This window comes from Alloprevotella sp. OH1205_COT-284 (genome assembly GCF_003859795.1).
GTDB lineage: Bacteria > Bacteroidota > Bacteroidia > Bacteroidales > Bacteroidaceae > Alloprevotella.
The window spans coordinates 18,600-31,217 of record NZ_RQYI01000012.1 but is presented as its reverse complement, the minus strand read 5'-3'; the positions used below and the strand labels follow the sequence as shown (position 1 = coordinate 31,217).

Genomic DNA, 12,618 nt, shown 5'->3' with positions numbered 1-12,618 from the left:
CTTTATCTTATTTTTTCTTGCTTTCGTTCAAAAAAAGCGGATTTCCGGTGTTTTCTCGTTTTTTTACGATGATTTCGACACCAAAAAGCCTGCGTCGAGATCATCGGGATTTCGACGCAGGCTTTCAACAGGAAAGTCTGAACACTTGCGAGATGATGCCCGGCAAGAGCCGCCTTTCTCAAAAACCAGTCACTTAGCGAACAATGAACTTGCGTGCAGTGCTTGAAGTTTTCACGATGTAGACTCCCTTGGGCAAAGCGGAGATGTTGCCGTCGGTGGCAACGATTTTTCCGTCGAGGCCGTAAATCGTTCCGTTTTCATCGGAAAGTGCATTGATGGAGGCAACGGAGGTTTCGTTTTCTAATTTATAAGCGGAAAGTGTCGTTTCCTTATCGTTGATCGACATGACGGCATAGACGGCGCTGTTGGCGTCGGAAGAGGCCACAAAACCATTGTCGCCGGCCGCCGCTACTCCGTCGGCCGAGAAGTTGAAAGAGAGGTTGGCGTCGATGTTGCGATTGCCTTTGTCTTCAACATAACCGGTCACGAAAACCTTGTCTTTTTGAACCAGCATGCCGGTCATGACTTCTTGCTTCTTGTTCATGTCGCCTTCGTTTTCGCCACTCGCTTTCGCCCAGTTCACAGAGAAATCTCCTTTGGAAAGACAAGCCACGAAGATGTCGGAACCGCCTTGGGAAACAATTTCGGTATTGAAACCGAGTTTGTTATAGAAAGTTCCGGCCAAGTAGAGTTTATCGCCAATGACAGACATGTTTTTCACACGATCGGCCGTGAAGAGTTTGTCGTGGGCTTCGGTCGTAAACACCTTTACTTTCGTGTCGGCATTGATGGCTGCCAAAATGAAAGGATGTTCTTTCTTTCCGTCTTTATCGGTCAAAGGCAGCTCGGTGACGGAAGAGGGAGTGGTCAGCATTTGCAGGCCGCTACTCACAAAAGAAGCGTACACGGTTTCGCCGTCTACCGCAAAATTCACATCTTCTACGGGAATGCCGTTTTCTTCCAGCATCTCCTTGCTCTGCAACAAAGCCACCTCTTTGCCGTCGGTGAGATCGGCGGCATTGAACGACAAAATGCCGGCAGAAGACATTTCCACATAATAAACACCGGGAATGCCGTTGTAGTGTCCCGTCCAGTTCACGTTGTCGATCTTCGTGTCGCCGGTGAAGTAGGCCGAAAGATAAACCCGACCATTGGCGGCTTGAATTTTGCCGGGGCGGAAAAATACACCGCCTGCTTCGTAGAAATATCCTTCTATATCCGTTTTGGCTTTGGGCACAAAGGTGCGCACAGCCTTCAAATTGCCGGCGGCATCATATTTGACCATAAAGGCCGCAACCTCCGTCGTCACGTCGGGCATGCCGGTGATGTTTTGTGTTTTGCCGTCGACAGAACCCACAACAACGCTTTCGGCAAAAGTTCCGGCCGCAAAGACATTGCCTTCGGTATCCACGTCTACGGAAGTGATGGTGGCCGCTCCGGCCAAAGCCACCGCCCAAACGGCCTGTCCGGCAGGATTGAATTTGGCCAAATAGGCACTTGTGGCGACGTTTTCAAGTTGAGTGGCACCAATGGTGATGGGCTGATCGAACGTGCCGGTGGAGATCACGCTGCCGTCGGTTCCGACAGCCACGGGAGCAAAACGATAAATGGCTTTGGCTTCGGTGGCAGGCGTGAGTTTTTGCTGCCAAGTTTGTGTGCCGGGCAGTTGGGCTACGGAAGCCGTCACGACAAAAAGCGTGCAAGCTGAAAGTAAAAACTTTTTCATAAGCTTTTGAATGATGAGATGGATAAATTAAAAGTTGTTTTTTCTTATTTCAGAGGCCACAGTTCCAAACCGGGATTGGCCTCGACGGCTTCGCTGGGGAAGCGCAGTGTGTAGCGGGCATCGGCCGGCGAGAGCTGATAGGTGTTTTCTCCATAAGTCTTTCGGAGAGAAGGTTGTGACGTACGGCGAAGGTCAAACCAGCGGAACCCCTCGAACGCCAATTCGCGCGCACGCTCCGCAAGGATTTCAACCAAGAGTTGTTCTTGGTTCATGCCGCGCAGTTCGGTCTTATACTGAGCGGCCGCGGTGGTGTTGTAACGATGATCGATGAGGGGAAACAAGTGATTGAATGCCGCCTCAAAACGTCCGAGACGTGCAGCGGCTTCGGCGGCGGTCAAATAGAATTCCGCCGTGCGGAATGAACAAGAATATTCATTGCTTCCGCCCTTGCGCAATTCGCTTCGGCTCGATGTCACTTGGCGATAATACTTATTTTTGCGCATGTCGCCAGAACGGTATAAGGAGAGAATTTCCTTGGAGGGTATCCCGATGTTTTTGTAGACATGCGTCATGACTTGTTCCAAAGCGACGATGCTTTCCACCGACGTATAATGGCAGGGCAACACGGAGTTGCCGAGATTCATATTTTCGAGAGTGGAACGCTCTTTCAAAACGGCCTCGGCGGCGGCTTGTGCGGCATCCCAACGTCCCATGTGCAAGAGCACCCGGGCAAGCAACGCATCGGCCGCAACGGTTGAAAAGCGATAGTTATAACCTTTCGGCCAGAGCTTTACGTTGAGATGAGCACGCGCCGTTTCGATGTCGGCCAACACCTGTTCATACACTTTTTCGACACTGCTGCTGCGAGGGAGCTGATTGATGTCTGCTTTCAACTGAACGGGAATGCCGCGTGTCGTGCCGGGGTCGCAGTGGGTATAGGGAGTGGCATACAGATTGACCAGTAAGAAATGGACATAGGCGCGCATCATGTGGGCTTCGCCGACCAATTGCGATATTTCCGCGGCCGTGGCTTGGGTGATGTCGGCTTGGTGGGTGATGATGTAGTTGGCAATATAGATTACGTGATAATAACGTCGCCATCCGAAAGACACCGTTGTGGCAGAGGGGGCGTCATCGTTCCACGACCAAATGTCAAAGAAAGAATCGTAGTCTTCGGCATTGGTCGAAGCCTTGTCGAGCGTCATTTCGTCGGATCGCAGGGTGGCAAGCCCCCGGTCTTCGGGAAAGTTTTTATATTCATAAGTGAGCAAAGCCCTGTATTCTTCGCCCGTTTTGGCAATCACCTTTCCCGTCGGCGTGATGTCGAGAAAATCGTCGCATCCGCTCAGCAACCCGATCACGAGTATGGCCACGATCATGATATATTTTGTATTCATCGTTTTGAAAGGTTTTGAGGATTAGAAATTCATATTGAGCCCGAAGATCACACTTTTGGGTATGGGTTGTGCAAAGGGGTTGCCCATTGTCTCGGGATCGAGATAATTGTGATAGTCGCTGCCGGTCACCCAAAGGTTGCGCCCCTCCAAAGAAACGGAAAGACCGCTGATGCCCCACTTGGAAAGCAAAGACGGCTCGAACTTGTAAGCCAGACGAAGACTTTGGAGGCGGAGATAGTTGTTGTCGCGCACCCATGTGTCGAGCATGCTGTAAAGATTGTATTCCGAATAGCGAATGTATTCGGCCGGACGATCCGTGCTCACCATCAACGAAGGGAAAAGGCCGGCAGGGTTGGCGGGAGTTCGGCGGTTGAGAATGTCGCGGTTGGTGTTGAGCCCTCTATCGTAGTTGGTGGGCGAATAAGACGGAACAACGCGCACTTTCATACCGAGGTTGAACATAAAATTGACATGCAGCTGCCAGTTTTTATATTCAAAACTGTTGTTGAAGCCACCCGAACATTTGGGATCGGTCGTTCCGACGTAGGAGTAAAGAGCTCTTTGCTGTTCGGCCGTCAGCGTGCTTGCGCCGTGGCGGTTGAGTTTGAAAAACTCGGTGGCGGTCATGGCATTTCCTTCGGCATTCACAAAGAGAGGATAGCCTTGGGCGTCGAGGCCGGCGGTTTTATAGGCAAAGACGGCTCCGATGGGGTAGCCCTCACGGCCGGGATAAGTGGAATTTTCGGCCACGGTTTCCTTCAATACTTTATTGGTATTGAAACCAAGATTGAGTTGTGTCGTCCACTTAAAATGCTTCGTTTTGACGTTTCGAGTGGCAATGGCGATTTCCCAACCGCGATTTTCCATGCTTGCCCAGTTAATGGTGGTCATGGAGAAGCCGGTTTCGAGCGGAAGCATGCGCATGCCGATCAAATCGGTGCTGCGACGATAGTAGTGATCCAATGTGAAGGTTATGGCATTGTCAAGCACGGAAAGGTTGAGCCCGAGGTTGATGTTTTTGGTCTTTTCCCAACGCAAATCGGGATTGGGGGCATTTTCGGCTTCAATGACTTTTTCAGGTGTTCCGGGGAGGATCGTGACGCGATCGAAAGTTCCGATCAGATAGGGTGACGTGTTTTTGTCGATATTGCCCTGCAAACCGTAAGAGGCTCTAAAACTAAGATCGTTGATCCACTTCAAGCGTTTGACAAACAGCTCTTGCGCCGCACGCCACAAGGCACTCACCGAATAGAGCGGCAGATAGCGATATTTCTTGGCCACACCAAACACATCGGAGCCGTCGAAACGTATGCTTCCGCCGAGCGTGTAGCGGTAAGAGAGCGTATAGGAACCAGTGGCAAACCACGAAACAAAAGCGTTTTCCTGATGCGTTTCTTTATAAAGCGGATAGAGTTCGGCTATGTTTTCCGAGGGGAAAAGCACGGGTTGAGTGGTGAGCGTGCGATTGTCGTAGCCGTAAGCGGCCGAGAAGATCGCTTCGGTTTCGGAACGACGCACTTCCGTTCCGCCCATCAATTCCAAATCGTGAATTTGATTGAAGCGGCGGGCAAATTCGAGCATCGCTTTCCACGTCCATTGCTTGTTGTGGTATTCGGTCACTTTGTGCATACCGCCATCGGGGAGGATGCTGCGCTTCCCGTCGGGGAAAGAGAAAGTGGCAAACAACTTCTCTTTGCGCATGGCGTAGCTGTCATGACCGGCATATTTTTTGAGCGTATATTGATCGTACTGAACGCCCATTTGAGTGGTGAGTTTCAAGAAATCGTTCAATTTCAGCTCTGCATCGAAGATAGACATCAATGCGCGGTCGGTGCGGCGGTTGGAGGTATTGTTGCGCTCCTCCAAGATATTGAAATCGAGCGAAGAGTCTTCTTTGCCCTGCACATTGGTGTCATAGTTGTAAGCGTTGCCATTGAGCAGTTGGAAATAAGGATTGGCCAATCGAGAATAGTAAACGGGATTGGTAAACCCGTTCATGTCGGCAAGAAAACTTTCCTGCTCGCGTTGATTGGCAAAGACCGACGCACCGACTTTGAGGATTTTGTTCAAACTGTAAGTGCCTTTGAGCGTGAGGTTGAAACGGTTGTTTTCCACTCCTTTCACCGTGCCCGACTGATTGTGATAGCCGACGGAGGAATAGTAGCTCGCACGCTCCGAACCACCCGAGAGGCTCACGTTGTATTCCTGATTGATCACACTGCGAAACAACACATCGTTCCAATCGGTATTGATGCCGCGCAACGCGTCGATGCGCGCTTGTGTCGCCGACGACAAGGCCGTCCAACCGCCGGTGGCGTATGTGGCAGTTTCACCGCTTTCCGCCAAGATCCGAGCCACCGCTCCTTTGTTGGCGCGATACTTATAGTCGGAAGACAGCAACGCCAGTTCGAGATCCACTTTTTCGTTGGCGTTGAGCAGGTTGAGCCGCTTGATGTCGGTAGTCGGCGTGAGGGTGATCTTGCTCGAAAAATTCACTATCGGCCGTCCTTCCTTTCCTTTCTTTGTGGTGATGACAATCACTCCGTTGGCCGCTCTCGCTCCATAGATGGCGGTAGCAGCAGCGTCTTTGAGGACGGTGATGTTTTCAATGTCGGAGGGATTAATTCCGGCAATGGAGGTCTGATAGATATTGTCGATGTCTTTCAGGTCTTCCATGGAAGGAATGTCGGTGCCTTCGAGGGGCATGCCGTCGAGCACCCAAAGCGGTTCTTGCGTGCCGCTTATGGAGGCCGTTCCGCGAATGCGGATTTTGACCGGTGCGCCCGGTGCGCCGTTGGCCGACACGGTGCTCAATCCCGCAATCTGTCCGACAAGAGCTTGATCGACGCTTTTCACCGCGCCCACCACTTCGTCCGACACTTGAAGCGACGCAACAGAGGCCGTGAGTTTGCGGCGATCGATCTTCTGATAGCCCGTGACCACGACTTCTCCGAAAACCTCATTATTGGGCATGAGCTTGATTTCATAATTCTGCACACCGGGTTGCAGTTTGACGGTGGTAGGAAGGTATCCCAAATATCTCACCAACAAACTTTTGACTTCGGACGAAACGGAAAGGCGAAAGCGTCCGTTTTCGTCCGTCTGCATGCCTTTTATTCCCTTTCCGCCGACAGTGGAAACGGTGGCACCGATCAGCGGTTCTTTTTCCGTCTCGCCGTCGTAGACCACACCGCTCACCGTTCGCTCCTGCGCCAAAAGGGGCAGAATGAGGAGCAGACCGCAAAAGATGAATGCTATTCTTTTCATAGATGTTTGTGTTCGTTGTTATGATGTGGAGATTTTGACACGACGCATCATGGGAAGCGTGTAACTACGCCGAAACGATGAAACTGTCGTTCAATATGAAGATTATTTGTTAATTCCCAATGCCGTTTGAATGCGCAAAATGACGTCTTCGTAGTGCAGACGTGCGGCAGTTTCGCTTCCGGAAAGCCGCTTTTTAAGCAACGCCATCACTCGTATCAATTCGCCACGCTTCACGCTGATCGCATCGCTGTTGCGTCCCACCTGCGTACTGCTCATTTCGATGCGCCGCGGTGCGGAAGACAAGGTGCGACCGTGTGCATCGCAGCCGCACACCGTTTCGCGACATGGCAAACGATAGAATTGGGCGTCCGAGAAAGCGGCATCGTCATACAATCGTTTGTTGATCTTAACCCCTTCGCTCTCGGCGGCCGCCGTGATGAGGGCGTCTACAAAACTTTTCTGCAAGCTGCGTTCCATAACATTCGGCGTTGCTCCCGCAATGGTCTTTGCAAAAATATGTTTGTGCAGCATGTCCATCATTTCAACCGCCGTGAAAGCCTGCTTTCCCTGCTGCATTTCGTTTTCAAACATGCGCATCAACCGGCCATTGTCCAATAAATCCCACAACACATAGTTTTGCTGATTTCTCAACACCAGATGAGGGTGTTGCTCTTCCGTGCCGAGGGGAGTGTTGCGGTGGAAATAGGTGTAACGTGTAAGTGGGGCGGCAAACAGCCATTGGGGATAGGTGAGCACTTCTTCCAACAAAAAGCGAACGGCCTCCTGTTGCTTATTTTTCTCCACGAAAGAGAATGCCGGATGTTTCGTGTCGAGGGTGGCGTGATCCAAATACATGCCCCCGATATTGGCCATGACATGATAGTGAAACAAGCTCCATTGAAACATCACGGCCGAATAAAGTTTAGAGGCCTCATCATAGGTTTGTCCCGGTTCGCCCGTGCGTGTCCATTCCACGATTTCGGGCACGATACGCTTCAAGTTGGCAATGCCCAATCGTGCCGATTTCACGGCATCATCGCCCAAGTCTTCGCTCAACGCACGCGGATCTATGGCACTGCGTTGCTGCTGTGCCTCGCTATATCTGTATTCTTTGCCGGTGTGTCGGGCGAGAAAAGCATTCAACTCCGCTTTTTCGTCCGCCCCTTCGGGATACCAACGATACCCCCACTCGATCGCCATCAGGTCGTAAGCCCCGATGTTGGGAGAAACGACCTTTACGCCGTCGCCCGATTGTGCGATGTAGTTGAAACGTGCATAGTCCATGATCGAAGCCGACGTGCCTCCCATGCGTGTGGTGAACGCCTCGGAGCGCAGGGAGTCGGTAGGATAAGCATTGGAGGCTATCATGTTGTGGCGCAACCCGAGCGAGTGTCCCACTTCGTGGCAAGCCACAAAACGCACGGCATCACCGATCAACTCACGAGGCAAAGTCAGCGACCGTGCCTCGGGATTGGCCGCTCCGGTCTGCACCATGATCCACTCCCGGATGAGCGACTGCACGTTGTGCCACCATATAATGTCGGCTTCGATGATTTCCCCCGAACGAGGGTCGATCACCGAAGGTCCCATGGCATTGGCTTTCATCGAGGCGGCATACGTCAGCACCGAGTAGCCCAGATCATCGCCGATTTTAGCAAGGCTATCGGTGTATTCCTCCACACGGACGGCATTTCGGAAACCGGCTTTTTCAAAAGCAGCGTTCCAGTCCAAGATGCCCTTCCGCATATAGGGTTTGAGCCAATCGGGCACCTCGCGGTCGAGATAAAACACTATCGGCTTTACCGGCTCCACGAGTTCGCCACGCAGGTAGGCTGCGGTGTCTTGGGGTTCGAGACGCCAACGCGTGATATAGTTTTTCTTTTCCACGCTCTGTTGGAAATCGTCATATTTGAGCTGTGGCGTGGTGAAGTATCCCACGCGTTGATTTTCCTCTCTGCCCGACATGGGCACTTCGGGCAGCAAGGCCAAAGTGCAACTCACCCCGACCGTGACATTCACCTTGCTCTTGCCTTCGTGAACGATAGTGGTCAGTTCGGAAGTGGCGGTAATGTTTTTCTCAAAGGCTTTGATTTCGATAATTCGCGACAAATCCGTATTGACGGACGTGCCGAGGTTGATGTTGTTGAACACATCGTTGAGGCAGTTTTTGCGACCGTCAAACAGTTCATTCACCTTCACGATGAAAGCAGACGAGTCTGGCGCGAGGGCTTCGATCTTCAAAGCCGCAAGAACGGGATCGAGATAATTGTCCGCCACCGAACGCGCCATGGCGGCCTCTTTGTTCACTTCGGGTGTGAGCCTTTGTTGGCGAATGAGTAGTCTTTTACGCGGTTTGTCCCATTCAAAACGTATGGTTTGCGTTTCGTAGTTGACCCCCTTGTTCACCCCCGACTCATTGAGTTCCTTGGGCACTTGTTGCAGGCGATTGACCACCAAAAATTCCCGTCCCAACAAACGTGCAGGAAATTCAAAATAAATATCGTCGTTTTTGGAAATGACATTGACCACTCCTTTCATCTCCACGGAGTCACGCCCGGTCAGACGATGATAGTCGGACTCTTTCTTTTCCTCCACTTTCTTCTTATTACGTCTCCAAAACAAAAATCCATCCGGATCGGCTGCGAAAGACAGAGGGGCGGCCGTCAGCGGCTGAATGGCAAAAGATACGGCAAGAACAAAAAATATGCGAGTAAAAATAGAAGTACGTATCATCTATATCGGTTTTATTTTGATAGAAAGTTAAACGACGACCATGGCAGTCGTCCTGAAAATCATCACAATTCTACAAATATAAAATTTTCAAGACAGCTCTCCAAACATCGTTCTCATTATTTGGATATAAAACGACAACACATACTTTTATGCAAACTCCAAGCACAAAAAACAATGAAAACTTTTCTTCGCTCCTTCCTTTTCCCCTCTTCGTTCGACGCTCGCGAGATTAACGTTTCGTAAGAAATAGGACTATGCAGTGCGGAATTTATCGGACAGCAATAAAAACAAAAAGTCCCCTCGTTGCCGAAAGAACGAGGGGACGAGAGGCGTTTGCATCACTTCACCGTGATGACCAAATATTTGCTCACACTCCAAAAACGAGTGGGATCGGTGATGCGAAGCGTATATTGTCCTTTCGCATCTTTGTCAAGCGAATAGCTGCCTTCGGGGTGCGTCGTCATGAGGCGTGCACTCTTGGAATAGAGTTTGATGATTTTATCGACCCGAATGTCTATGCGCGTGAAGTAGTCTTTGTTGAAATCTCCCGTGCGCAACACTTCTCCGTTTTTAAGAATGTTTTGTTCTTTCAGTTCACGTTTCGTGCCAAACACATAATAAGCCGTATTGAGTTCTTTGTCTTGCGTAGCCACGGTGCGAGCCTTGGTTTCGTTTTGTACCGACAGTTCGCTCACATTTCCTTTCAAATTGGTGATTTCCTCTCCCTGTTCGGCAATTTTGATGTCTTTTTGAGCCAATTGCGCCCGCAGGTCTTCGGCTTGTTTGGTAAGGTCTTCGAGTTGTGCCGTGAGCGATGCGATAGTGGCTTCCAACGTTTGTTTCAGACGCGATCCGTTGCTCTTGGCCTCTTTCACCTGCTGGCGGAGGTTGTCGATCAGATCGTTGTTCAGACGAATGGTATGCTGAATGAGTTTCATGTCCTCGATAATGGCAGCACGTTGATTTTGTTCGCCTTTTTGTCGTTCGATACTGATACGTCCCTGCGCCTCATTGATTTGTCGAAATCCATCTTGAATTTCGTTGAGTGTAGACACCATATCATTGAGTTCGCTTTCTTTCTGCGCCAGAATTTGCTGCAACGAGTCTTCCGCCGTCAGGGCGGTGGCATTTTGCTGTTCTTTTTTGGTTTCACAAGCTGAAACAAGTCCCATGCCAATGGCGGCAAGGAGGATAAAAACAATTTTCTTCATGGTATTTTTATTTTGAAGTGGCAGTTTTGTTCGTATTTGGTTATTTCTCCGAGGTTTTTGCAGGGTGTCGGCCGAAAACATTCTTTCGGACTATCCTTCCGCATTTTCCCGATGACGTTTGCTTTTTCTCAGAGCCGCTTTGTCGATCGTTTCGCTTTTCGTGTCGATCGGCTGTCCGGTGACGGGGTCTGTCTTGACCGCTTTTCTTCGCGTTCGTTGCGCATCGGGGTTATCGGGGTTCGTTTCCTCCTTTTCTCCGACGCAGGCACAACCTCCCACGACGATGACAAACTCTCCTCGCGGTTCGTGTTCTCGGAAGTGTTCCGAGAGTTGGTCGAGCGTTCCGCGCACGCTTTCTTCGTGGAGTTTCGATATTTCGCGACACACCGAGCACCGCCTGTCCTTGCCGAAAACCTCGGCCATGAGTTCGAGCGTTTTCACCACCCGATAGGGGCTTTCGTAGAAAATCATCGTCCGTTCCTCTTGCCGCAAGGCTTCGAGTTTCGTTCGGCGACCTTTCTTTTGGGGCAAAAAGCCCTCAAAACAAAATCGCTCGCAGGGCAGTCCGCTCGCCACCAATGCCGGCACAAAGGCCGTGGCTCCGGGCAGGCACTGCACCTCGACCCCTTTGGCAATAGCCGCTCTGACCAACATAAAACCGGGGTCGGAAATGCCCGGAGTTCCGGCGTCGCTGATCAGTGCCATGTTCTCTCCCGCAGCCATACGTTCGGCCAAAGCCTCGGCCGTTTGGTGTTCATTAAATTTATGATGGCTCGCCGTCCGGGTGCTGATGTCATAGTGTTTGAGGAGCACACCGCTCGTGCGTGTGTCTTCGGCCAAAATGAGATCGACCTCTTTGAGAATGCGCATTGCGCGAAGGGTGATGTCTTCCAGATTTCCCACCGGGGTCGGAACGAGATATAACATGATTTTCTTCGATGTTTGGCGCGCCAAAAAGCCCTTTTCCTAATGGCCTTTCACGCTTTTTCATGTGTGCAAAAATAATTGATTCTTCCGTTTGATGCAAATATTTCGGGTGAAACTTCATCGGAGCTTTCAAAAACGCTATCTTTGCAGGAGTTACAATCCCTTGTCTGTTATGCAGTTTTTACGTCAGGAAATCACCTTCGATCGTTTCGTGCGTGGCATTTTGTATTTATCCGTCGCGGGCATCATTCTGTACACTCTCCGCTACCTGAGTCCGGTGCTCATTCCCTTTTTGGTGGCGTGGGTCGGTGCTTGGATACTCATTCCCGTCGTGCGTTTCTTCCAGTTTCGGTGTCGTCTTCGTTCTCGTGCGCTGTCGGTGGTCGTCACTCTCATTCTCGTGACGGCGGCCACGTTGGGCGTGCTTCGCTTTTTCGTCCCGATGATGATCGACAGCATCACCCACATCAAAGATGCCACCTTGCTCTATCTTCAAAGCGGCAGCCATGCCCTGCACCTTCCCGACTGGATGGATCACTACGTGGCCGAACTCCTTTCCGCCCTCAAAGTAGAGGAGGTGTTGCGTGAAAACAACCTTTTCAACGTGGTGCGCAATTCCCTTCCCCAAATGTGGGACATGGTGCTCTCCACGGCCAACATTCTGCTCAGCTTCGTCGCCTCCACCATTGCCGTGCTCTATCTCATCTTCCTCCTCATCGACTATGAGCGCACCTCCACGGGTTGGATCGACTTCGTTCCGGTTGCCCACCGGCCTTTCTTGTCGCGTTTGGCCTCCGACGTTGCTTCGGGCATGCGCGGTTATTTTCGCGGACAGGCACTCATCGCCTTGTCCAACTGCGTGATGTTTTCCATTGGTTTTTGGCTCATTGACCTGCCGATGCCCATCGGCATGGGTTGCTTTGTGGGATTGATCAGTTTCATTCCCTACGTTCAAGTGCTCGGCTTTTTGCCGGCAGCTCTTTTGGCCTTGCTCCAAATGGCCGAAACGGGACGTTCCTTTTGGTTGATCATGCTGTTGGTGCTTCTCGTCTACGTCGTTGTTCAAGTCATTCAAGACGTGTTTGTCACTCCCAAAATCATGGGTAAGATCATGGGATTATCTCCCGCTGTCATTCTTCTTTCTCTCTCCGTCTGGGGCTTTCTGCTGGGCATTGTCGGCTTGATCATCGCCCTGCCGACCACCACCATTCTCGTGGCCTACTACAAACAATACGTTTTGCGGGAATCTCCCCCCTCTTCCCCCCTCTTCGATTAGCTCCCATCGGCATTTTTGCCG

General features: G+C 51.1%; 7 protein-coding genes. 1 reads left to right on the top strand and 6 read right to left on the bottom strand.

Translation table 11 applies throughout. The annotated features are described in order from the left end of the window. Positions 1-193 precede the first annotated feature (193 nt). The 6 genes from EII14_RS04570 to rsmI form a co-directional block, all read right to left on the bottom strand. Complete coding sequence (locus EII14_RS04570) at positions 194-1,786, bottom strand: cadherin (protein ID WP_124931383.1); 1,593 nt, start codon at positions 1,784-1,786, stop codon at positions 194-196. Positions 1,787-1,830: 44 nt separating this feature from the next. Next, positions 1,831-3,183 carry a RagB/SusD family nutrient uptake outer membrane protein gene (locus EII14_RS04565; RefSeq protein WP_124931382.1) on the bottom strand — a complete coding sequence of 451 codons (1,353 nt, stop codon included), beginning with the start codon at positions 3,181-3,183 and terminating at the stop codon, positions 1,831-1,833. Positions 3,184-3,204: 21 nt separating this feature from the next. After that, entirely contained in the window at positions 3,205-6,450 is a 3,246-nt protein-coding gene (locus EII14_RS04560; RefSeq protein ID WP_124931381.1) for a SusC/RagA family TonB-linked outer membrane protein, read from the bottom strand. Positions 6,451-6,552: 102 nt separating this feature from the next. Then, positions 6,553-9,183 carry a zinc-dependent metalloprotease gene (locus EII14_RS04555; RefSeq protein ID WP_124931380.1) on the bottom strand — a complete coding sequence of 877 codons (2,631 nt, stop codon included), beginning with the start codon at positions 9,181-9,183 and terminating at the stop codon, positions 6,553-6,555. A gap of 338 nt (positions 9,184-9,521) precedes the next feature. After that, complete coding sequence (locus EII14_RS04550) at positions 9,522-10,394, bottom strand: hypothetical protein (RefSeq protein ID WP_124931379.1); 873 nt, start codon at positions 10,392-10,394, stop codon at positions 9,522-9,524. A 90-nt stretch (positions 10,395-10,484) separates the two neighbouring features. Next, the gene (rsmI, locus tag EII14_RS04545; protein WP_124931378.1) at positions 10,485-11,321 is read right to left on the bottom strand and encodes a 16S rRNA (cytidine(1402)-2'-O)-methyltransferase; all 837 of its coding nucleotides are present in this window, start codon (positions 11,319-11,321) and stop codon (positions 10,485-10,487) included. A 172-nt stretch (positions 11,322-11,493) separates the two neighbouring features. Here rsmI and EII14_RS04540 point away from each other — a divergent pair, with 172 nt between their 5' ends. Then, a complete protein-coding gene (locus tag EII14_RS04540) occupies positions 11,494-12,597 on the top strand; it encodes an AI-2E family transporter (protein ID WP_124931377.1) in 1,104 nt (367 codons plus the stop codon). Positions 12,598-12,618: the final 21 nt, after the last annotated feature.

Coding starts and splice junctions, on each gene's coding strand:
- EII14_RS04570 (WP_124931383.1), bottom strand. CDS start 1,786: ATGAAAAAGTTTTTACTTTCAGCTTGCACGCTTTTTGTCGTGACGGCT.
- EII14_RS04565 (WP_124931382.1), bottom strand. CDS start 3,183: ATGAATACAAAATATATCATGATCGTGGCCATACTCGTGATCGGGTTG.
- EII14_RS04560 (WP_124931381.1), bottom strand. CDS start 6,450: ATGAAAAGAATAGCATTCATCTTTTGCGGTCTGCTCCTCATTCTGCCC.
- EII14_RS04555 (WP_124931380.1), bottom strand. CDS start 9,183: ATGATACGTACTTCTATTTTTACTCGCATATTTTTTGTTCTTGCCGTA.
- EII14_RS04550 (WP_124931379.1), bottom strand. CDS start 10,394: ATGAAGAAAATTGTTTTTATCCTCCTTGCCGCCATTGGCATGGGACTT.
- rsmI (WP_124931378.1), bottom strand. CDS start 11,321: ATGTTATATCTCGTTCCGACCCCGGTGGGAAATCTGGAAGACATCACC.
- EII14_RS04540 (WP_124931377.1), top strand. CDS start 11,494: ATGCAGTTTTTACGTCAGGAAATCACCTTCGATCGTTTCGTGCGTGGC.